Here is a 22408-nt window from a genome sequence, read left to right on the forward strand (position 1 = left end):
TTTACAGATCTCGTCTATTGTACTTGGAATTCAGTAAAAACACACCGGCTTACCGAATCATGTTCAGTAAGCTATGGGTTAACCCCCCCGCTTTCAAGTACTATCTACAATATTGGCTTTGCCAAAAACCCGGGGATCATACCACCTGCGTTTTTCGCGGGTGCCATAATCGCTAACTTCCAACTGATGCGGAGAAAAACTAAACCTGATATAACCGTGAACTGCGGAACGCATCGTTTGAATACCCCGACGTAAATAACGACTTTCTACTTCCGAATGGGGCAACGCCCATCGATGGCGATATCCGGTGGTGAATACGGCATATCTGGGTGCCACTGCATCTATAAAAGCCGGTGAAGACGAGGTGCGGCTTCCGTGATGTGGCACGATTAAAACATCGCTATTTAGCGGTACTCGATGATAAAGCAACGCATATTCTGCACTGGTATCAATGTCGCCAGTAAACAAAGCACTTTGTCGACCATCAGTAACACGCACAACACAAGAATAGTGATTCGTGTCTGCGACATCAGGTTTATCCGGCCAAAGAAATTCAAATTCCAACCCTTGCCAGTGAAAAGTTTCCCCCTTCATACATCCGTTGGTATTGCGGATGATATTGTTTTTGCTTTTATTGTTTACCAACATGGATGCCACCGTTTGCGCACCTCCGGCGTGGTCATCATCACCATGGGTAATGATAAGTTTATCAATGTAACGTACCCCAATTTTTTTCAATGATGGCCACACAACACGCTCGAAGGCATTGCCATAGAGATAGGAGGGCCCTGTGTCAATAACCACTCCGCGACCTCCCCGTGTAACGACCGTAGCCGTACCGTGACCTACGTCAAACACGTGTACTACCCAGCGATTCTCGCTTGGAGGTAACAGATGGGAAAAAAGTGGGATAACGAGTATCAGCGAACACACTAAACGATATGGTACTGCAGGACACAACCAGCACAGCAGCATCAGCAGAGCACAAAAAATGCTTGTAGATGACAACGACGGAAGCGGGGTTACCACCATAAATCGCTGACAGTTCTCAAGCCATAACATTAACGTCATAAGGCCCGTATCAGCGATATCGAGAAACAAGTTCGCATTTTGCCCACAGTACGCCAAAACCATGCCTGCCAAGCCAATGGGCACTACAACCGAGATCCAGGGAATCGCTAACAAATTTACCGGAAATGTTAACCACGATGCCTGCTCGAAAAATAAAATTGTAAAAGGGATGAGCAACAAACTAAGTAAGCATTGTAAGCGCATCACACCGATTGCCTTTACCCACCATAAGCCACGCTGTAACGGGAAACGCCATTGGATTAACAAAATCAGCATTACCGCCCCAGCACTTAAATACAAACTGCTGCTATATACCGATCGGGGAAAAACAACTATGCAGCATGCCAGCATAACAAGAAAGCGCTGATACCACGTCCAGTATTTTTTGAAAATAACCAACACATAAAGCAAGCCAATACAAAGCCAGGCTCTAAAAACCGGAATTTGCCAATTGGCAACAGATGCGTACAGCGTTGTGGCAACTAGCACACTAACAGCAACCGTCACTGACAGGTTTACCTTGTTGTAGTTTACAGGCAAAACCCCAATTATTAACGCCATTACTGGTGCGCTTACTACAGCGGCCCACAGTGACACCATAGCCACGTGTAACCCAGAAATAGAGAACAGGTGAGCAGTACCAGTCTGTTGTAACAATGTCCAGTCTTCTCTGGTTAACCCATTTCTGTTTCCGGTAAACAGCGCCTGCATCCAGCGAGAATACCCGGCGTTATGTAAAATGCTAGATAACTTGTGGTGCAACGTTCTGGCCGGTGACAATACTTTCACCCCACCGTCTGCCGGGACATAACCGCTAAGTGAGGTTTTCTTTGCCACCAGCACAGCACGACGGTCATAACCGGGATTAACAAGACTGGAGGCAGGTTTAACAACAAGTGTCAGACGTAGCCGTTGATGCACTGTAAATTGACCAAAGGCATTGTTCACTCGTGCAACGACCCCCCCGGAAAAGGGCTGGCTGTTCATTGTGTCAACATTAATACTGAGTATTTGGTAATCATCATAGCGTTGCAGTTCCGTTACTCGCCCCGTAACTATGACATCTTGTTGAATTTTATCTTCCGGTGGTTGCCAACCGAAGTGCCAATGACCTAAACTTGCCATCCATAATATGCCAACCAGTATTCCACTGAAAAAACACCAACCTTTTAAGGAAAGCCCGAGTTGGTCATCAGGTGTGAAGAAAGGAAATCTAAACTTGCCGATTTTCAGTACAAAACTGTGATTTCGACGGCAAAAGAACAGGCAAAAAATGATTAAAGTAGCCACGGCCATAAACGCCATCTCCCGCCTTTCCGGTAACACCGGCCACAAGGTGGACGATATTGCAGTTGTACAAAAAGCTGCCAAAAATACCGGTAAATGTTGCCACACGCTTTGCTTCTGCCTTATTGATGTGAAACCTGTATATGCCTAAAAAATTCATCAGACGCTTTCTACCCGACCATGAGACGATCAAACGCAATAAAGCACTACGGATCTTCGGCACGGTTTTGCATGAACCGAATCTTTGGCATCTGAACAGGCGTTCGGCATCGAATGCGTTTGGTATTGGGTTATTTTTCGCGTTTTGGCCAGTTCCCTTTCAAATGTGGCTTTCTGCGGCAACGGCCATTCCATTTAGAGCGAACCTGCCACTTTCTGTTGCCACTGTGTGGATCACTAACCCCTTTACGATGCCACCCATTTTTTATGCGGCTTATAAAGTTGGTACCACTGTTATGGGCACAGAAACCCGGCACTTCGAACTACAATTCAGTTGGAAATGGATCATTGAAAGTATCAGTACTATTGGGCCTGCATTTTTAGTCGGCTGTGCAATTTGCTCAGTGTTCTTCGGCCTAGCGGGTTATTTCGGCCTAAATTGGCTGTGGCGTTTTTCAGTGAGGAAATCCTGGAATAAGCGCAAGGCCGCCCGTGAAAATCGAGCGACCCAGCGGAGATAATTTAAGGCTTATATACGCCGTGCGTGGTCAGCTCTGCAATTAACTTCTCTTCGTCCCATACCTCTATATTTAACTGCTGCGCTTTAGTGAGCTTTGAACCGGCCTTCTCACCGGCAACCAAAAAGTCAGTTTTTGCTGATACTGAGCCCGCAACCTTCGCTCCTAGTTGTTGTAGCAAGGCTTTTGCATCACTACGAGACATTACAGACAAAGTGCCTGTCAATACGCATGTCAGGCCACCGTAAGGTAGTTCTGCGCTGTCAGGCACCACCACATCCGGCCAATGAACGCCAGCATCAATGAGCGCAGTGATAATATCCCGGTTGTGAGCTTCATTGATGAAATGATAAATGTGGTTTGCCACGACGTCACCAACATCATCGACTTTTTGAAGTACTTCAGGGGTAGCTGTCAGCAATTTTTCCAGGCTACCAAAGTGATTGGCAAGATTACCTGCGGTGGCCTCCCCAACTTCCCGGATGCCCAGCGCATAGAGAAACCGCGATAAGGTTGTCTTCTTCGCCGCCTCCAGCGACGCTACCAGATTGGACGCGGATTTCTCCGCCATTCGCTCTAAGCCAATCAGATCACTTACTTTCAAATGGAAAAAATCTGCCGGGCTCTTCACCATTTCGGCATCCACGAGTTGGTCCACCAGTTTATCGCCCAAGCCATCAATATCCAGTGCCTTGCGCGAGGCAAAGTGTTTTAGCGCTTGTTTTCGCTGGGCTCCGCACACTAAACCGCCAGTACATCTGGCTACGGCTTCAGCTTCTGATTTCTCAATGTGTGAACCACATATGGGGCAATATGCGGGGAAAATAACATCACGGGTATCATCCGGCCTTTTGGCCATAACAACGGACACAACCTGAGGAATAACATCGCCTGCGCGGCGTATTGTAACATAGTCACCAATGCGCACACCCAAACGGTTGATCTCATCCTGATTGTGCAATGTGGCGTTTGACACAGTTACACCACCGACAAAAACCGGCTCAAGTCTTGCCACGGGTGTGATAGCCCCTGTGCGTCCAACCTGAAACTCCACATCAACTAAGCGGGTTATTTCTTCCTGAGCAGGAAACTTTTGTGCTATTGCCCATCGAGGCGCACGAGCAACAAACCCCAACGTATCCTGTAAATCAATCGGATCGACTTTAAACACGACACCATCAATATCATAAGGCAAATCCTGTCTTATCGACAAAATGTGATCGTAATAGGCAAGGCAGCCCTCTGCTCCCGTGGCCACGGACACTTCTGGGCACAAAGGCAATCCCCAACGTGTTAACGAACGCAACCTTTCACTGTGCGCGCCAGCTAATGGGAAACTTTCTGGTGACACAACCCCGAGGGAATACGCGTAAAACATTAACGGCCTTTTGGCGGTAATCCGGCTGTCCAGCTGACGCAGACTGCCAGCAGCGGCATTGCGGGGATTGGCGAAAACCTTGCCACCTCTTGCCCGCTGACGCTCGTTGAGCGTTTCAAATCCCGCTTTGGGCATGAATACCTCTCCGCGCACTTCCACTCGGGACGGGATATTGTCACCTCGAAGTTTGAGTGGCACGTTTCCAATAGTTTTTACATTCTGCGTGATATTCTCGCCAACTTGGCCATCGCCACGGGTAGCCGCCTGCACCAATATGCCATCTTCGTACAAAATGCTCACTGCCAGACCATCGAGTTTAGGCTCGCAACTAAAGGTCAGGGTCTGAGAAGACTTCAATCGGTCTTTGATACGCTTTTCGAAAGCGTACAACGATGCTTCATCAAAGGCGTTATCCAAAGACAACATAGGCACTTCGTGTGCCACCTGCGCGAACGACAACAAGGGCGTACCGCCCACCTTTTGAGTGGGCGAGTCCGGTGACTGAAGACCAGGATTGGCAGCTTCTAGTTGCTTTAATTCCTGAAACAAACGATCGTATTCCGCATCTGGGACTGTAGGCGCGTCTTCTACGTAATATTGATAGTTATACTCATTGAGGGTGTCGCGAAGCAATGCCACGCGGGTTTCTAGAGACGTATTCTCTGTGGACATAATATACTCTTAGATGTCAGCACGGCTGTGGTAATACCACAGCCTGGTAGTCAGCGGCGGGATATCATACGCTTGCGTTCGAATTCGCGGATTTTCTCCATATACTGTTGCAAGCCTTGTTTAGTTAGTACACTGCGCCGGCCGTCAAGGATCTGCCCGCCGAATTCGTCTGCTATTTTCCGCGCAGCGTTATGCATCATGTTGAATACCTGATGGGCATCGCCTTCGATGGGCAGGATCATAAATAGTGACACTCCCTGGGTTGAAAAATTTTCCAGGTTGTCGATATCAAATACACCGGGTTTGAACATATTGGCTAAGCTAAATAATACTGGCCCCTTGCCGTTGGCGTTCACATGCCGATGGAATATATCCTGATCGCCAAATTTAAAACCCAGGGTTAATAGCAATGGCAGTAAAGCCGCACCTGAGATCGGCTCATCATCAGCGGCTCGAACATTAATGACCAGTACTTCTTGTTCAGCGCTTTCATTACTGCCTGCAGATGTGGTTGTCTGCGCGTCTGTCGTCGCCTGACCATCAGAGCCTCCAGATGTATCAAAGTCAATATGCATTTGATCATCGCCAAACTTTGGCTCCTGTCGGCGCCTTTGAGATGATTTTCGCTTTGTGCCTGCCCGCTTGCCTTCTTCTGTTTGTGACGGTATTTCTTGAGCACTTATGGGGGCATCCAGGCTAAAGCTTTCTGTGTCCTGCACTTCGGCTTCATCACGTTCTTTTTTTATCAAGAATTCAGGTGGCGCTGGAATATCCTGGGCGATTTCTGTACTTTGGGCAGACCCATGCGCGGGCTTCAGATGCGGTTTTGGGTTCGACACAACTGCACCATAAAGCTTTTCCGGCTTAGCTGCAGATAATTCTGTCCGGGCCACTTCGGCGTCCGCCGCCGCTGATGAAGAAAATTCGCTATTACCATTATTGTCGGTATGAGCGGACTGGGCATCTCCGGGCTCATTAATTTTGTCGACGGATTCAACCGCCGGAGTCGACACAACGCGAACCTGACCTAAGCCGAGATCGTCGTAATTTGGCATACCATCACTGTCCGCGTCATGCTCTTCTGATGGTGTTTTTTCTGCTTCGGAAACATCGTCATTGTCGTCCCACTGACGGGGTTCAATTCGTTCCCGCTGAGGCGCAGACTTTGATTTCCTGATTTTCCAGATCCCGTGAGCCAGCACGGCAACGATAAAACAAGTCCCCAGAATAAGGAGTGATAAACGTAATTCATCCATTTAATTGGTTCGCCCTTTGTTATGATTCTACGAAGGTCATCGCTTCATCCACATCCACCGCAACCATTCTGGATACGCCTGGCTCTGCCATCGTAACACCGGTAAGATGTGTTGCCATTTCCATCGCAATCTTATTGTGGGTGATATATATAAACTGTACCGTCTTAGACATTTCCGAGACTAATTTACAGAATCTTCCGACGTTGGCGTCATCCAGCGGCGCATCCACTTCATCTAACAGACAAAATGGCGCGGGATTCAGCCTGAAAATCGCAAATACCAATGATAAAGCGGTTAGTGCTTTTTCTCCACCGCTTAAAAGATGAATTGTACTATTTTTCTTACCAGGGGGGCGGGCCATGATGGTCACACCGGTTTCCAATAAATCATCATCCGTTAGTGCAAGGTACGCTGCGCCCCCACCAAACACTTTTGGGAAAAGTTGTTTAAGTCCGTCATTTACCTGGTCAAAAGTTGAAGAAAACCGCATGCGCGTCTCTTTGTCTATTTTTCGAATTGCCGACTGCAGCGTCTCAAGAGCTGTAACAAGGTCTTCAAACTGGATATCCAGGTGCTGCTTCCGTTCTGCTTGTTGCTCGTATTCCTCCACTGCAGCAAGGTTTACTGCGCCGAGTCTGGCTATAGCTGCAGAGGTTTTATCCAACTGCGCCTGCCACTCATTTTCATTGGCCTGTTCATCTAGTGTCGGCAGCAATTCCTTCAGAGATTCGCCCGACTCCTGCAACTGCTCTAACACGGACATCGCTCTAACTCGAGCGCCTTCAATATCGATTTTGATACCGTCAATTACGGCCTGTCGTTGCTGGATTTGCGTCTGTAAGCCTTGCTGACCTTGCTCAGCCTCACGCAATAGCGCCTCCAGTTCATTTAACTTGTCTTGCTTTTCTATCCGCCTCGTCTCAATATCTTCCCGTTGAAGCAGTAGTGCTTGAAGTTGCGCTTCATTTATAGCCAAAGGCTGACTAAGTAATTGTTTTTCTTTTTCTAATTCTGTTTTTCGTGCAGCGTATTCGGCAGCCTGCTGCTGGTTACGCGTTACCTGTTGTTGGTACATTTCCCGTTGACTCTGCTGCTGTTGAACCGTCAAAGCCAGTTGGTGAAGGCGTGATTTTTCCTGATCCACACGTTGACGAGCTTCACTTGCCTCTCGTTCAAGTTGTTCTCGCTTGTGATGAGAGACAATGTCTTCTTCTTGTACTTCTGCTAACTCAGCTTCGAGTACTTCCAGTTGTTCAGCGGTACTGGCCAGTTGTATTTCTTCGCGTTCCAGTTGTTCACACTGTTTTCGCTTTTCTTCAGCCAACTTTTGTTGTCGTTGACGATACTGGTTCATTTGGGAAACTAATACCGAAAGTTTATTTTCCTGCTCCCGCTTATCGGCAATAGCATTTACGTAAGCCTGCCGTTTTTCTTCTAGCTGCCGTTCCACCTGTTCAACCGCAGCTGCGGCAAAATTTCTATCTTGCAAATCGGTATATACCCGTTCCGACAAGATTTCAATACTCCCTTCTAACGACACTATCTTAGCCTTTCTGGCAATGGCGCCCTGCACCTCTGCCTCTTCAGTCCCCCGAATAAACCAGTCACGGCTTAGCCATTCTCCGCTAAGGGTAGCCACAGATACGCCATCGGCCAGGTCGGGTAAGCGGGCTTCCGCCTCACTCAAAGTACTGACTACTTCGATGAAATTAAAGAAATGAGGAACATAACTTCCCTTAACACAATCCGCTAACGTTCCCTTTATTGGGTTGCATTGCTGAACCATGGGAAACAATCTGCGGCCCGAAGGAAGATGGGGAGCCGAGGCAAGTAATGTTTCAATGGTGTATTCATTTGCAACCGCCGGATCATTGAGCCATGTAACCATATTTTCCATTAGTGTTTCATAGCCAGGTTTCACCTCAATGGCTTGCCACAATGCTAAGATCCCGTCGGGCAATTGGGATGCATCTGCCTCTGCCAATTCTTGTAACGCCACCAAAGCTGCCAGTGAAGAGCGTTGCTCCTGCAGATCATTCTCACTATTTTTTAACTGAGAATTTTTTTCCTCCAAAAGTTGACGTTTTTCTCGTAATAATGTGTCTGTGAGGGTGACGTCTGTCTCTGCTATGTGTGTTTTTTCAGCAGCTATGGACGCCACGGCACGCTGATGCTCGTGTTGTTCCACTAAACCTGCGTACTGATCATCGTTTAGATCATCATCTAGTTCTGCGATGCGTTGCGTAGTCCGCATTTGCATACTGGTAACGGTTTGAATCTCGCCGTGTAGGCGTTGCACCTGATGTTTCAAGTTGTGCAACTGCTGCTCGCGCTCCCGCCGGTGGAGACTAAACTCTCTCAGTGTTTGTTCCGCAGCGTCAGCATGATCCACCGCTTGCTCTATGGAGGCTTCCAGTAACGCGAGTTCTGGCTCCGCTACGCGAAGTTTTTGCTCCGCGCTATTCAATGCTTGCTGCCCTTCGCGCATGGCGTTTATCAATGTGGTTGATTTGTCATGCAGTGCTGCGAGTTCACTGTCAATTTGGGTTGCCCGTTGTTGACTGTGAAGCGCATTTTGTTCGAGTCTCGTGATTTGTGTTGAAACGGTGAATCGCTGCTGCTGCAAATCATCTATAACAGCTTTAACAGACTCGGACTCTGTGCGATAGGCTTCAATACCAGCTTCATCGCCTCGCTGTTTTGCCAACAGCGCATCCAGTTCATTTTGATGTTGACGTTGTTCTTTTTCGAGACTTTCAATGTGGTCAGTGTGATGACGCCATCGCAAGGCTGATAACTCGTTTTTAAGCTGTCTCTCCGTTGCCTTTAGCGCTTTATAGCGCTGTGCTGCTGCTGCCTGACGTTGGAGCTTTTCTAACTGTCTGCCCAATTCACCACGAACGTCTTCCAAGCGTTCGAGGTTGTCCTGAGTGTGGCGAATGCGGTTTTCGGTTTCTCTTCTTCGCTCCTTGTATTTCGATATACCCGCGGCTTCTTCTATAAAGACCCTTAATTCCTGAGGCTTAGACTCAATCAGGCGTGAAATCATGCCTTGTTCAATAATGGCGTAACTACGCGGGCCCAACCCAGTACCCAGGAAAAGGTCTGTTACATCTCGTCTGCGACATTTAGTACCGTTGAGAAAATAATGAGATTGTGCGTCACGCGTCACCAATCGCTTTACTGATAATTCATTGTACATGGCGTACTCGCCGCCAATACGGTTCGACTCGTTGTCAAACACCAACTCAACACTACACTGTCCAACTGGCTTTCTGGCAGAAGACCCGTTGAAAATAACGTCAGTCATAGCGTCACCGCGAAGGTTTTTGGCTGAACTTTCGCCTAGCACCCAACGCACGGCGTCAATGACATTGGATTTCCCACACCCATTTGGACCTACAATGGCTGTCATGTCTCCCGGGAACGGAATAGTGGTAGGGTCGACAAAAGACTTAAAGCCAGCAAGCTTAATTTTTTTCAGTCGCACAGTTTATGCCCCCAGCATAAAAACACCCGCTGAGCTTGTTCGATGACATGCAAATAGAAACCGATGGCGTGAATAATGTTGTTCACCAAAACGCAAGCGCTGTAGACAAGTTATTGTTATCCCACGACTCTATCAAAACTCACAGGTTGTAACAATTGCCATTTCGCCTGGGGTTTTCCGCTCAGTATACTTATTTCAAAGCTTTTGAATATGGTAGGCTATGCCCGTTGCTATTTCCCGGGTCCAACAGGAGTATATATGGCTGGTAAAAGTGGTTTTAGTTATTTTCTAGCTGGCTTTCAGCTAATTACTACAAAAGGGTTAAAACGATTTGTTTTTATTCCTTTACTTGTCAACTTATTGCTGTTTTCTGTGGCATTCTATTTTCTCTATGGCGAAATTGCCGTTGGTATTACCTGGATAATTGAACTAATCCCCGATTGGCTCGACTGGTTAAGAGGGGTTATTAGCTTTTTCCTTTGGCCCTTGGCAGTTATCTCCGTATTACTGGTTTTTGCACTTATATTTGGTACCTTGGCAAATTGGATAGCCGCTCCCTTCAACGGTATATTGGCAGAAAAAGTGGAACGGCATCTCACTGGGCAGGCACTTGGCGATGACGGTCTAATGGACCAGGTAAAGGATGTACCGCGAATGCTGGGACGTGAGTTGGCCAAGTTAACTTGGTACTTGCCCAGGGCACTGTTATTTCTTATTTTGTTTTTCCTGATCCCTGTATTTGGTCAAGTTTTGTGGTTTTTATTTAACGCTTGGATGATGGCAATTCAGTATTGTGATTACCCTTATGACAACCACAAAGTACCGTTTAAAACTATGCGCGAGCATTTAAGAGCTCACAAAGGTAAAAGCCTCTCTTTTGGTATAGGTGTTAGTCTTTTTTCGTTAATTCCACTGGTTAACTTTATCGTTATGCCCGTGGCAATTTGTGGTGCTACTGCAATGTGGGTTGAACAGCTAAAGCCGGATTTGCGCAAACAGTAATATTACAAATGCCAGCGAATATCAATGAGCCACCTTGATATTCGCCGGCAGACTATTTGAAATATCCTCTTCTCTCTTCACTGCGCCAGAAGGCGCTAAGAAAGTCTCATACTTTGCTAACCACTTACCTGCCTGCTCGGTTTGCCCTGCTTTTTGAAAGCGCTGGAACAAATTCATATACACCGGTCGTTGTGCTTCAGGCCTCCTGAGCTGTTGTCGCCACAAGGCGAGGTAAATAGGTGGAATTTCGCCGCTGTCATGGTGTTCCAAGAAAGTAACACGACCGGAAGGCTTATACGCGGTGATATCGCTCCGAGCACAGGTTTGAGCGGGCCAAATTCCAACACCAGGCTGGAGTTGTTGCCAGTTATCGTAAGTAGACAAGGGCGCATACGTTATCTTACCATCGAAAATCAAATTCGGTACCGACGTGTCTTTACAATTTCGTTCAGCGGCCTGCGCGCCAAGAGCATATTCATCGACAAAGCCGGCAAAATGCGCAAGTTCATGTACAAACACTGAATATGCGTCGGTGAGATCAAGAAACATAACACCGTTATTTACATTGGCTTTTCCCTGTTCAGCCACAATCACAGCGTGAGTATAATTGCGTCGCTCGACGGCTTTTGCCAAAGGGCGAACATCACAGCCGAGCCGCTCTGCTCCCTGCCAGTCAGGGGCACACGACAACGTGTTTTGTTTGAGCCAAATGGGCTTGTCGATGCACAGTGGAATAGATTGCAAACGGCGATCGTTCTTGTAGGCCTGCACCAGGCTGTCGGCTTTTACAATAGTTGACAAAGACGTTGCAAAGACGCCTATTCGCTGCAAACACCGACTGCTTTGGAGAGACATTTTACTCACGCGATCTGGGCTTGTAGGCTGATATTTAGCAAGGACCCGTTTCACCTTGTCAGCCATAACGTGGCCTTGTGATGCTGATTTGTTTATCCAGTTGATGGCGGCGTCACGCTTTCCCCGATCCCACAACATACGACCATATTGGAAAGCGCTTTGCGGATAATCGTTAGCGGTAACCCGAAACCAGGGTAAGGCTTTATCGGGCTCGCCCTTGAGAAGGTACCAATCAGCCAATGCGGCCTGCCCGGGCAAGTACCCCTGATTTGCCGCACGTTGTAACCACGTTTCCCTTTTTTCTGGGTCTTCAGTGGTAAATGCATATTCCATTTGTGCTTCAGGCACATTACCAACGGCTGCCAACTGCATGAGCCGATCGCTTTTTGAATCATCTCCAATGAGGTGATACAGCGCCCAGGCAGCTTCCGCATTGTCCAAGGTAACCAATTTATTGAGCCAGTACACTGACTCTACGCGACTAGCGTAAGCAACAAGCCTAGATTGTGCACGAGTACTGCCATTCTTCGCCGCAAGCCACAACAATGGTGCTGGAACCTGTGCTTCTTCCGCGTTTCTCAGCAATTGTGACGTATCACGCCCCGAATCGGCACCTATCAGCAAAATGGCTAACAGCGCCACAATGAGTCCGCGCATACGATAATCAGTCGCTATCGCTTTGTGAGGGATGTCTCAAGCGGTTTAGCTCAATTCGGGCGTAACGATGCTCAACGTATTCATAAACATTAGTACTCAAAGCCAGTTTAAAATAGTTGGAGGCAATACCCTTATTCCCCTTCGCACTGTGATATTTACCCAAATAAAAGTACGCCTCACACAATCTATCGGTCAAGGCTTTTTGACTTGAAATACCTTCAATAAGAGAGTTCAGCAACTCTGTTTCCGTGGCTGCGCCCATGAACAAATCAACTAATTTCACCGCCCAGTGCTGATCATTCAGTTGTGGCCTAACAGTCAGCAAGTAAGCCTTGGCTTCAACATCGTCTATTTCTGCTTTTGCGAAATACGCCCATAGGACTCGGAAAGGGTCACTCTCGTCTTTTGCTTGAAACTCGGCCAGATCGGACACGGCAAGGTCCGCACGTCCGCCGTAATAAAGTGCAATGCCGCGATTTAAAAATGCAAAGTCATACTCAGGATCAATATCCAGCGTGGAATCAAACGCTTCGTAGGCCTGAATAAAATCCAATTGCTGAACGAAATGAATGCCCATTGAATTGTAGGCTTCAGCCATATTTGGCTTTAGTTGCAATGCCTGGCTGTAATCGAATTGCGCCAGACCGGCTAAACCGACGCTATCATAGAGCATACCCCGCTGGTACAACAATTCTGCTCTGTCTTCGTCCGGTATGGCCGTGTTTGCCAAAACTTGATTGTAGCGCGCTATCGCCATTTGAGAACGGGGATTAACCGGTGCGGGCTCTGCCAACAACAGATTACCCATCTCTGCTTTCCTGGTGGCTTGCTGAGTATTTGCACAACCGGACAACGTAAGGGCAAAAAGGGAAAAAAAGGTGAGACTAAAAAGAATACGCATGTTAAAAATAAACTCTCTCGCAATGAAACTGTCGCAACGAAATACTGCTTGGAAATATACATTAAGCTTAGGGTTGAGTTTTACACTGTCATTAAACACAGCCAAATATGGCTGTCACCTTCGCCGATTTAGTGAAGAAAGTAAAGCCCCCCAATCACACAAGAGACGTCATGGACATTAAAAAAATATCTGAATTAACGCAAGCGGCCCAACGAGCCCAGTACAACGCTCACGCCCCCTATTCTGGGTTTCAGGTTGGCGCTGCAGTGCTTACTGAAAATGATAGCATATTTTGTGGATGTAACGTGGAAAACGCAGCATATCCCCTGGGCCAATGTGCTGAAGCAACGGCCATAGGTGCCATGGTAGCCGGTGGGCACAAAACGATTACGGCTGTGGTAATCGCCAGCCCCACCGAAGAATACTGTTTCCCATGCGGCGGATGTCGCCAAAAAATTGCTGAATTTGCCGAAGACAACACCCCTGTTATTCTCGTGAACACACAAGGGCATATACAATCTTATACCGTGGGTGATTTACTACCACATGCATTTCGATTTCTGCCCAACAGCGACAATATTAAATAACCACAAGGACAAGCGGAACCGAGTAGCGTCATATTTTCTTTCTGGCCTCAAGTGCGGCCAGTTGCTCATCACTTGCCGGCGTTTGATGCTTATCTTTCCACTCACTGTAGGGCATTTTATACACGACTTCGCGCGCAGTGTCGTAATCTATTTCAATGCCTTCTTTCTTTGCCGCGCTGACATACCACTTTGCCAGACAGTTGCGACAAAAATCCGCCAGGATCATGAGATCGATGTTTTGCACATCTTTGTTTTCGTCCAAGTGCGTCAGTAAACGTCTGAACGTGGCTGCTTCTATTTTGGTTTGTTGTTCTTCGGTCATATGTGATTCTCCAACAAAAAAAGGCGCCAAGCGCCTTTTTACTAGTACCTGTAGCAGACGATGTCTGCTGCGCTATTACTCCGCGTCTTTACTGTCGTCTTTTGCTGCCGGAGCAGGCTTTTCAAGCAGTTCTTTAATGCTTAAACGTACGCGGTTCTGGCGGTCAATTTCCATAACTTTAACATCAACCATTTCACCTTCTTTAAGGTAGTCAGACACCTTGTTAACGCGCTCGTGAGCAATTTGAGAAATGTGAACCAAGCCTTCTTTTCCTGGTAGTACTTCCACAAACGCACCGAAGTCAACGATACGGGTGATTTTGCCGTGATAAGTTTTACCTACTTCAATTTCCGCTGTAACACTTTCGATTTTGCTGATTGCGATATCCGCTTTGGCACGCTCGGTCGCAAAAATCTTTATGGTACCATCATCCTCAATTTCGATATTGGTATCAGATTCTTCAGTAATTTGACGAATCATTGCGCCACCCTTACCAATTACATCGCGGATCTTATCCTGATCGATCTTCATTGTATAAATACGCGGTGCAAATTCACTCAACTCTTCACGGTGACCGGTAATTGCCTGATCCATCACGCTCAAAATGTGCAAACGAGCTTCTTTAGCCTGCTTCAACGCAATCTGCATGATTTCTTTGGTGATACCCTCAATTTTGATATCCATCTGCAGTGCAGTGATACCTTCAGTCGTTCCGGCTACCTTAAAGTCCATGTCACCAAGGTGATCTTCGTCTCCGAGAATATCCGACAGAACAACAAAGTTCTCATCACTCTTTACTAGACCCATTGCAATACCAGCAACTGACGCTTTAATGGGAACACCAGCATCCATCAATGCCAAAGACGTACCACAAACAGACGCCATTGATGAAGATCCATTCGATTCTGTGATTTCAGAAACCACACGTACGACATACGGGAACTCTTCATCAGACGGCATAACAGCCTGAATGCCGCGTTTAGCCAAACGACCGTGACCAATTTCACGACGCTTAGGTGAGCCAATCATCCCTGTTTCGCCGACGCAATACGGAGGGAAGTTATAGTGCAACATGAATTTGCTGTCACGCTTGCCCTGAAGTTCGTCAATCATCTGAGCATCACGTTCGGTACCCAGAGTAGCAACAACCAATGCCTGCGTTTCACCACGTGTAAAAACAGCTGAACCGTGTGTCCTTGGCAATATACCAGTTGAAACGTGTAATGCGCGCACCATTGCTGGGTCACGGCCATCAATGCGTGGTTCACCCGCCAGAATACGCGAGCGTACTACGTCGCTTTCCAAATCATGCAGAAGATCTGACGCTTCTTTGGCATCTTGTTCGGGGTTATCTTCCAGGATTTTCGCCAACGCTTCCTCTGTTACTTTCGTTACAGCATCTTTGCGCTCGAGCTTATCAGAAATCTGATAAGCAGCTGTCATACCCGCTTCCGCCAGCTGCTTAACTTTTGCTTTGAGTTCGGTATTTTCGGCTTTAGGTGCCCAATCCCACGCTGGTGTATTGACTTCAGCAGCGAATGCCTTTACGGCACTGACAACCGTCTGTGACTGCTCATGACCGAACATCACAGCACCTAACATCACATCTTCCGGCAAAATATTTGCTTCAGATTCAACCATCAATACCGCACTTTCCGTACCGGCGACAACCAAATCCAAGTCACTGCTTTCTTGCTCGGAATTACGCGTATTGAGAATGTACTCGCCATTTGCATAACCTACGCGGGCTGCACCAACGGGGCCGTTGAAAGGAATACCTGAAATTGCCAGTGCAGCAGAGGTACCAATCAGGGAAATGACATCAGTTGGGATATCTGGGTTAGCAGACAATACGGTTACAACAACCTGTACCTCGTTGAAGAAGCCTTCGGGAAATAATGGGCGGATTGGACGATCGATAAGACGCGCAATCAGTGTTTCACCTTCCGAAGGACGACCTTCACGCTTGAAAAAACCGCCTGGTATTTTACCAGCCGCATAAGTTTTTTCCTGATAATTCACTGTTAACGGGAAGAAATCCTGGTCTGCTTTGGCTTCTTTTTTACCAACCACAGTTACCATCACAGAGGTATCGTCCATACTGGCGATAACTGCTGCCGTAGCCTGACGGGCAATTACGCCAGTTTCCAGTGTTACAGTATGCTGACCATACTGAAAAGAATGAGTAATAGGAGTCACTATTTGTCCTTTATGTTCTTTGATATTTATTTCGCTTTTAAACGCGGCGCTTAGTATAGCTGTGAATGCCGGCTAATGCCATTGTCAAATGGACGCTGGTACGGGATAAAATTCGCATGCACGCACTGCTGTTATGTCTGTTTTACAATGAAAAAACTTTGTAATTGCGGATTTTTTCATCATTTTGCAACAAAAAGTTGTATGCTTAAGTTAGCGCGTTGAGGTTACGGTGTAAGCAAACAAGATTACTAGCAGATGATACTCGATGGCTTGCTGTTATTGGATACAACAGGTGTGCCGTGAAACGGTCCCCCTCAGGAGGTAAGAGCGATGCTTGTGCTAAGGCTGAATAAAGCGGGTATGCCTCAGGAATGGATTCACCCTGAAAGCGCGGCGAAACTATATTGCCAGAATAAAGTACTGTTTGAATTGGGGGAATCTGACTGTGTTTTGCACGGTGGTTGGAACCGGCAAGGAAAACAAAGTACGCTGACGCTATCCAGCATTATAGCATGTGATGGAAAAGTGGCCGACCTGACGGGAAAAATTGCATTAAACAACCGTTTTCTCTTTCGTCGTGACAACCATATATGCCTGTATTGTGGCAATCAGTTTTCGCCGTCACAACTTACTCGCGACCATATTACACCCCGTTCCAGAGGCGGGAGAGATTGCTGGACAAATGTGGCGACGGCCTGTGCCCGATGTAATCATGCAAAAGGTGCACGAACCCCTGAAGAGGCATCAATGCCACTGCTTGCGGTGCCGTTCAAACCCAATATTTACGAGCGCTTTTATCTCATGAACCGACGTATCCTGGCAGACCAAATGGCCTTTCTCAGTAGCCATTTCTCCCAACAACGACAATGGCTTCCCCTCAATCGTTAATCTTCAATGCGTGATTTACCCCGCCGTGATTCGTTTAGGGCAATAGCCTCGTGCCACAAGGCCATCCAATCTTCTGAAATTTTCTGTTGCAAACTGTGAGCCTCTTCAATGGGACAAAACAAGGAAACGGTGACTTTCAATTTTGCAAACTGATTGGTCTCAATAGCAATATCGGGGTCGATATCGATGAATTCTGCGTCCATGTGCCGTTCAATGAGGCTTTTATAGCGATCGGCAACGTCTCGGAAATGTTCACAATGTGACAGAGTCTTCTGCCGGAATTGGGCCAACAATGCATAAGGATTGGCTTCAGGTTCCAAAACAAGGGTAAAACTATGCAACGTATAGCGACGCAAAAAATTAAGGTTTCGCACCGTTTGCGTGACCAACTGGCTGTTCGGTATGTACAGGTGTTTACCCGTATAGTTGTACGATTCTGGATCCACTTCAAGCAACGCGGTCTTCGCCCAATCCATTTCTACAACTTCACCCTGAATACTGTTCATCTGAATCCAGTCGCCTACGCGAAAAGGCCGAGCACCTAAATAGTAAATAAACCCCATGAAACACTGAATGAACTCCCGAGTAGCAAGTACAATTGCAACCATAAATGCTGCGATTGAAATGGCCAGACTTTGAATTTCCGACGCCCATAGCATCATAAGCAGAATAAGCAATATCGCATTACCCAGTTGCTCTATGATATTGATAGAATGGCGTCTGTCCTCACCTGTGCGTTTACTCCGTTTCTTTAGTACTCGCAGAATTAAGCGCTTTAAGGCAAGAAAAAGTACGACTACAATCGCTGAAGCAGGCAATTTGTGAGTTTGAACAAAATCCACCCCGTATTGCCACCACATTTGAAAATCAATGCTTACGTCTGCCATTGCTGAGTTACCTTAGTACCTGTTACTGCAAAAAAAATACCGGGCAAAGCCCGGCATTTAAGTATCTCAATTCAGCATGGTTTACACAATGCCGACCAGTAATTAGTTTTTTAGTCTCTGACTTGGCCTGAACCATTCACCAAATACTTCTCGGCGGTCAATGACTCGAGTCCCATTGGTCCATAAGCATGTAACTTAGTAGTGGCAATGCCAATTTCCGCGCCCAGCCCCAGCTGACTACCGTCAGAAAATCGGGAAGATGCATTAACCATAACCACCGAGGCATCAACGGCTCGCTGGAAACGGGCTGCTGTTTCAGCATTTTCCGTACAAATGACTTCTGTGTGATTGCTCCCAAAGTCAGCGATATGTCTAATAGCACCGTCGAAATCATCAACAACGCGAATGGCAATTTCGAGGTCAAGGTATTCTTCACCGTAAGCATCTTCTGTAATGACATCGGCATCGACAAAATACGCAGCGCCTTTTTCATTTACATGAACAGTTACATTGTGCTGCTTAAGCGCACTGGCAACCTTGGGCATGAAGTCTCCTGCAACAGCTTCATGCACAATCAGCCCTTCTAAAGCATTACATACGCCAGTGCGTTGAGTTTTGCCATTCAACAATATGTTCATTGCTTTGGTGAGGTCAGCATCTTTGTCGACATACAAATGACATACACCTTTAAAATGCTGAATAACGGGAACTTTTGAATTTTCAGTGACGTAATTGATGAGTCCCTCACCACCACGGGGAATGATCACATCAATGAACTTCCGTTGTTCCATTAGTTCTTGCATTAGTGCGCGATCCGGATCTGGCACCACAGTGATGAGCGCCTTCGGCAGGCCGTGTTGCTCTAATACACTTTGTAATAAACCCGCAATTGCCAAGCTTGAATCGAGCGCTTCTTTACCACCTCGCAATATAACAGCGTTGCCGGATTTAAAACACAGTGCACCGGCATCAGCAGTTACATTAGGGCGCGCTTCATAAATCATGCAAACTACCCCTAAAGGTATCCGCATTTTCTTAATTTCAATGCCGTTGGGCCGCGTTCCGATAACCCGTTCCTGCCCCACGGGATCGTCGAGGTTGATGATAACCTCAATACCTTCTGCCATGGCTTCTATACGAGCGTCGTCCAGGATCAGACGGTCAATCATAGCCGCATCGAGATTCCCTTCTCTTGCCCGAGCAACCTCTTTTTCATTGACCTGTTTAATTGTCTCTTTATTGCTACGAATAGCCGCAGCCATATCCTTAAGCACCGCATTTTTTGTCTGCGTGTCCAATACCGCCAAGCGCTGAGAAGCTTTTTTGGCGTCGTTTGCTAAGGTAGTAATTAAACTCATTCTTTCTCCAAATTTGCTAAATTCTTTTTCGAAATAATCGGCCCAGTTTGCTCTTCAAACTCGGAGGCAAATTCTTCGTTCTCCTGATTGGCGATAAAATTAAGCAGACAACTGCTATAGTTCGAGCGGGCTTTTACCAGTTTGGTACCATCATCCTTCCGCACTATGATGGTATCGCCCACTGAAAACTCGCCTTTTACATCTATAATTTCTTTACTCGTTAACGACTCTGCATTATCCGATAAATTTGGCGCAAACTCGCTTTCCACGATAACTTCGCCCTGGGCGCGAGTGGTATGGCGCATCCAATGCTCATTCTCCGCCATTGGCTTTTCATGGGCTTCAAAATGTGTTCCCGGATTCTTGCCGTTCAGTAACATATTAAACGACAGTTCGGTAAACCCGTTAATAATATATGTATCTATGCCATGAGAAACAGCCTTTTCCGCAGCCTCTATTTTCGTGCGCATTCCGCCGGTCCCCACGCCACCTTTCGCAGCGCCTCCTGCCATCGCGTAGATGGACTGATCAATATTCGCCACTGATGACAACAAAATTGCATCGTCGTGAGTATGCGGGTTTTTGTCGTATAACCCGTCAACATCCGAACAGATGATGAGTGCATCAGCATCTGCCGCCGCTGCCACCATGGCAGAAAGGTTATCGTTGTCTCCCACTTTTAACTTGTCAGTGGTTACCGTATCATTCTCATTGATGATAGGCAGAATATTATGGTCAAGCAGACTAAAAATAGTATCTCTGATGCTGACGTATCGCTCTCTATCCCGCAAGTCAGCATGGGTTAGCAAAATCTGCGCGGAAGGAAAGTCAAAGAGTCGGTCCCAGGTTGCAATCATTTCAGTCTGTCCGGCCGCCGCCATAGCTTTTTTTATAGTAATGTCTGAGCGCTCTCCATCGGGAAACTGATGAGCGCCTGCAGCTACTGACCCCGAAGACACCAACACGACCTGAGTCCCCATTGCACGACACTTAACAATAAATTGTGCAATACTGAGCAGGTAATGGCTGCTGCATCCTTTTCGGTTGGGCGATATTAGCGCACTCCCTACTTTAACCACGATGCGTTTCCAATTTTTGCGTTTCATATTCACATTCACCTTAAGATTGTTGATTCGCCAGTTCCCGGCTTGCTTCGCTGAACATCGCCTGAACTTCAGTCGACGGCGCCTCGCCGAATGCAGAGACCAGCCACAGCGTTAGTGTACTAACTGCAAACCCTGGAATAATTTCATAAATAACGCTGCTCAGCGTTGCACCGTTTTCTAGGATCGGTGCATATATCCAGAACAGCACCGTTGCCGCTCCGCTAACAATGCCCGCCATCGCAGCATTAGCGGTAAGATCTTTCTTGTACAGACAAAACAGGACAAGAGGGCCAAATGCGGCACCGAAACCAGCCCACGCATTGCTGACCAATGATAGAATTGTGTTTGAGGCATCGAGTGCCAGAACCATAGCAGCAATTGCAACACCAGCAACACCGTAACGCCCGATTCGCACGGTCGAGGATTCATCCAGCGTTTTTTTTGAAACTACCCGATAGATATCTTCGGTCAGAGAACTGGCAGACACCAGCAACTGTGACGATATCGTGCTCATGATGGCAGCCAAAATAGCGGCCATTAGAAAACCACTAATGAACGGATGAAACAGCAGTTCAGAGAAAATAATAAATATTGTTTCGGGATCGTCTACTGCCAACCCGAATTCGTTGGCATAAGCAATCCCGACAAAGCCTGTCCCCAAGGCTCCGACAATTGTGACGAACATCCACGACATACCGATGTTTCTGGCTACTGCCACAGATTTAACTGAGCGAATCGCCATAAAACGCACGATGATATGAGGTTGCCCGAAATAACCGAGCCCCCATGCCAGGCTGGAAAATAATCCAATTGTTGTCACCGCTCCCCACGACTCACTGAGACTGGGAATAGACTCATAAGCCGCAGCTGTCATTTCACCGGTACTTTGGAATTGGGATATTGCAACTACGGGCACCAACACTAAGGCCACAAACATAATGCAGCCCTGCACGAAATCGGTCATGCTCACAGCTAAAAAACCACCCAACAAAGTGTAAGCAACGACCACACTCAGCGTAATGACCAGGCCCCATTGGTATTGCACACCAAAAGCGCTTTCGAACAACTTACCGCCAGCGACAAGACCGGCCGATGTATACAAGGTAAAAAAGAGCACAATTATTGCAGCAGACACCATGCGAATGTGTGCATTGGGATTACCGAATCGCTTGGCGAAGAACTCCGGTACCGTAAGGGAATCATCAGCGACTTCTGTGTACACCCGAAGCTTTGGCGCCACAAGCCAGTAATTGGCTAATGCACCAACCAGCAAACCAATGGCAATGTACAAGGCGTCAAACCCCGAAACAAACATCGCACCAGGTAGCCCCATCAGCATCCAGCCACTCATATCTGAGGCACCTGCTGACAGCGCCGTAACCTGCGGGCTTACTTTTCGCCCACCTAAAATGTATCCGGAAATATCACTGGTTGAATGCCGGTAAGCAAATAACCCTATACCCAGCATCGCGAGAAAATAAATGCCCAGTGACAGATAACTTTCAATTTGCATACGTCTGCGCGTACCCCTTGCTCAGTTAAAATAAAAAGCGCTCGAAGCGCTTTATATGATTGACGTCTACGTTAATCGATAAACATCAACAAATTAGTTTGAGCTCTAATTATAACCAAAAACCACCATTTAATTCAAGATGAAATAATTAATACTCAAACTAATTGGCATTTAGTCCCTTTCTGGTTAAATAGAATCCGAAAATACAATAAAAGATTTAAAATAAAAATAAAACCATATTATTCATACAATTATATTATTAAACTTCAGTGGAAAGTTAATATACAGGCGCAGTGATTAAG

General features: G+C 46.9%; 17 protein-coding genes. 5 read left to right on the forward strand and 12 right to left on the reverse strand.

All coding sequences use genetic code 11. The features are described 5' to 3' along the window. Positions 1 to 93: 93 nt before the first annotated feature. On the reverse strand, positions 94 to 2196 hold the full coding sequence (locus tag KO518_RS14420) for a DNA internalization-related competence protein ComEC/Rec2 (RefSeq protein ID WP_216026497.1): 2103 nt from the start codon (positions 2194 to 2196) through the stop codon (positions 94 to 96). Between the two features lie 148 nt (positions 2197 to 2344). Here KO518_RS14420 and KO518_RS14425 point away from each other — a divergent pair, with 148 nt between their 5' ends. Further along, the gene (locus tag KO518_RS14425; protein WP_216026498.1) at positions 2345 to 2509 is read left to right on the forward strand and encodes a hypothetical protein; all 165 of its coding nucleotides are present in this window, start codon (positions 2345 to 2347) and stop codon (positions 2507 to 2509) included. Further along, entirely contained in the window at positions 2502 to 3038 is a 537-nt protein-coding gene (locus KO518_RS14430; RefSeq protein ID WP_216026499.1) for a DUF2062 domain-containing protein, read from the forward strand. The genes KO518_RS14425 and KO518_RS14430 overlap by 8 nt, the downstream gene beginning before the upstream one ends. Before the next feature lies 1 nt (position 3039). Here KO518_RS14430 and ligA read toward each other — a convergent pair whose 3' ends face one another. From ligA to smc, 3 genes are read right to left on the reverse strand one after another with little or no spacing between them, the layout of a single operon-like run. After that, on the reverse strand, positions 3040 to 5085 hold the full coding sequence (gene ligA / locus KO518_RS14435) for an NAD-dependent DNA ligase LigA (RefSeq protein ID WP_216026500.1): 2046 nt from the start codon (positions 5083 to 5085) through the stop codon (positions 3040 to 3042). Between the two features lie 50 nt (positions 5086 to 5135). Further along, a complete protein-coding gene (gene zipA, locus KO518_RS14440; RefSeq protein WP_216026501.1) occupies positions 5136 to 6341 on the reverse strand; it encodes a cell division protein ZipA in 1206 nt (401 codons plus the stop codon). 19 nt (positions 6342 to 6360) lie between these two features. Further along, positions 6361 to 9831 carry a chromosome segregation protein SMC gene (gene smc / locus KO518_RS14445; protein WP_216026502.1) on the reverse strand — a complete coding sequence of 1157 codons (3471 nt, stop codon included), beginning with the start codon at positions 9829 to 9831 and terminating at the stop codon, positions 6361 to 6363. A 258-nt stretch (positions 9832 to 10089) separates the two neighbouring features. Here smc and cysZ point away from each other — a divergent pair, with 258 nt between their 5' ends. Then, complete coding sequence (gene cysZ / locus KO518_RS14450) at positions 10090 to 10833, forward strand: sulfate transporter CysZ (RefSeq protein WP_216026503.1); 744 nt, start codon at positions 10090 to 10092, stop codon at positions 10831 to 10833. Positions 10834 to 10854: 21 nt separating this feature from the next. Here cysZ and KO518_RS14455 read toward each other — a convergent pair whose 3' ends face one another. Beyond that, positions 10855 to 12345: a tetratricopeptide repeat protein gene (locus KO518_RS14455; RefSeq protein ID WP_252736130.1), complete on the reverse strand. Its 1491-nt coding sequence runs from the start codon at positions 12343 to 12345 to the stop codon at positions 10855 to 10857. A gap of 7 nt (positions 12346 to 12352) precedes the next feature. After that, positions 12353 to 13246 (reverse strand): lipoprotein NlpI, encoded by an 894-nt coding sequence (nlpI, locus tag KO518_RS14460; protein ID WP_216026504.1) that lies wholly within the window; start codon positions 13244 to 13246, stop codon positions 12353 to 12355. Between the two features lie 170 nt (positions 13247 to 13416). On the opposite strand from nlpI, the gene cdd reads away from it, so the two are divergent. After that, positions 13417 to 13833 carry a cytidine deaminase gene (gene cdd / locus KO518_RS14465; protein ID WP_252736131.1) on the forward strand — a complete coding sequence of 139 codons (417 nt, stop codon included), beginning with the start codon at positions 13417 to 13419 and terminating at the stop codon, positions 13831 to 13833. A 28-nt stretch (positions 13834 to 13861) separates the two neighbouring features. On the opposite strand, the gene KO518_RS14470 is transcribed toward cdd, so the two are convergent. Then, the gene (locus KO518_RS14470) at positions 13862 to 14155 is read right to left on the reverse strand and encodes a DUF1244 domain-containing protein (protein ID WP_216026506.1); all 294 of its coding nucleotides are present in this window, start codon (positions 14153 to 14155) and stop codon (positions 13862 to 13864) included. A gap of 75 nt (positions 14156 to 14230) precedes the next feature. After that, complete coding sequence (gene pnp, locus KO518_RS14475; RefSeq protein ID WP_216026507.1) at positions 14231 to 16354, reverse strand: polyribonucleotide nucleotidyltransferase; 2124 nt, start codon at positions 16352 to 16354, stop codon at positions 14231 to 14233. A 330-nt stretch (positions 16355 to 16684) separates the two neighbouring features. Between pnp and KO518_RS14480 the strand changes: the two genes are divergently transcribed. Next, complete coding sequence (locus KO518_RS14480; RefSeq protein WP_216026508.1) at positions 16685 to 17242, forward strand: HNH endonuclease; 558 nt, start codon at positions 16685 to 16687, stop codon at positions 17240 to 17242. Here the strand turns inward: KO518_RS14480 and KO518_RS14485 are convergent. The 4 genes from KO518_RS14485 to putP form a co-directional block, all read right to left on the reverse strand. Next, positions 17239 to 18129, reverse strand: coding sequence for a mechanosensitive ion channel family protein (locus KO518_RS14485; protein WP_216026509.1), 891 nt, complete (start codon positions 18127 to 18129; stop codon positions 17239 to 17241). The genes KO518_RS14480 and KO518_RS14485 overlap by 4 nt on opposite strands. A 110-nt stretch (positions 18130 to 18239) precedes the next feature. Further along, positions 18240 to 19487 (reverse strand): glutamate-5-semialdehyde dehydrogenase, encoded by a 1248-nt coding sequence (locus KO518_RS14490; protein ID WP_216026510.1) that lies wholly within the window; start codon positions 19485 to 19487, stop codon positions 18240 to 18242. After that, the gene (gene proB / locus KO518_RS14495; protein WP_216026511.1) at positions 19484 to 20593 is read right to left on the reverse strand and encodes a glutamate 5-kinase; all 1110 of its coding nucleotides are present in this window, start codon (positions 20591 to 20593) and stop codon (positions 19484 to 19486) included. Before proB ends, KO518_RS14490 begins: the two co-directional genes overlap by 4 nt. A 13-nt stretch (positions 20594 to 20606) precedes the next feature. Continuing rightward, positions 20607 to 22106: a sodium/proline symporter PutP gene (gene putP / locus KO518_RS14500; protein ID WP_216026512.1), complete on the reverse strand. Its 1500-nt coding sequence runs from the start codon at positions 22104 to 22106 to the stop codon at positions 20607 to 20609. Positions 22107 to 22408: the final 302 nt, after the last annotated feature.

Source organism: Aestuariibacter sp. A3R04, from assembly GCF_018860805.1.
Taxonomy (GTDB): domain Bacteria; phylum Pseudomonadota; class Gammaproteobacteria; order Enterobacterales; family Alteromonadaceae; genus Alteromonas.

Bases quoted from the DNA above. Each gene is read 5' to 3' on its own strand.
- ligA (WP_216026500.1), bottom strand. From the start codon at position 5,085: ATGTCCACAGAGAATACGTCTCTAGAAACCCGCGTGGCATTGCTTCGC.
- KO518_RS14480 (WP_216026508.1), top strand. From the start codon at position 16,685: ATGCTTGTGCTAAGGCTGAATAAAGCGGGTATGCCTCAGGAATGGATT.
- cdd (WP_252736131.1), top strand. From the start codon at position 13,417: ATGGACATTAAAAAAATATCTGAATTAACGCAAGCGGCCCAACGAGCC.
- KO518_RS14470 (WP_216026506.1), bottom strand. From the start codon at position 14,155: ATGACCGAAGAACAACAAACCAAAATAGAAGCAGCCACGTTCAGACGT.
- nlpI (WP_216026504.1), bottom strand. From the start codon at position 13,246: ATGCGTATTCTTTTTAGTCTCACCTTTTTTTCCCTTTTTGCCCTTACG.
- KO518_RS14455 (WP_252736130.1), bottom strand. From the start codon at position 12,345: ATGCGCGGACTCATTGTGGCGCTGTTAGCCATTTTGCTGATAGGTGCC.
- KO518_RS14490 (WP_216026510.1), bottom strand. From the start codon at position 19,487: ATGAGTTTAATTACTACCTTAGCAAACGACGCCAAAAAAGCTTCTCAG.
- KO518_RS14485 (WP_216026509.1), bottom strand. From the start codon at position 18,129: ATGGCAGACGTAAGCATTGATTTTCAAATGTGGTGGCAATACGGGGTG.
- cysZ (WP_216026503.1), top strand. From the start codon at position 10,090: ATGGCTGGTAAAAGTGGTTTTAGTTATTTTCTAGCTGGCTTTCAGCTA.
- putP (WP_216026512.1), bottom strand. From the start codon at position 22,106: ATGCAAATTGAAAGTTATCTGTCACTGGGCATTTATTTTCTCGCGATG.
- KO518_RS14420 (WP_216026497.1), bottom strand. From the start codon at position 2,196: ATGGCAAGTTTAGGTCATTGGCACTTCGGTTGGCAACCACCGGAAGAT.
- proB (WP_216026511.1), bottom strand. From the start codon at position 20,593: ATGAAACGCAAAAATTGGAAACGCATCGTGGTTAAAGTAGGGAGTGCG.
- zipA (WP_216026501.1), bottom strand. From the start codon at position 6,341: ATGGATGAATTACGTTTATCACTCCTTATTCTGGGGACTTGTTTTATC.
- KO518_RS14425 (WP_216026498.1), top strand. From the start codon at position 2,345: ATGATTAAAGTAGCCACGGCCATAAACGCCATCTCCCGCCTTTCCGGT.
- KO518_RS14430 (WP_216026499.1), top strand. From the start codon at position 2,502: ATGCCTAAAAAATTCATCAGACGCTTTCTACCCGACCATGAGACGATC.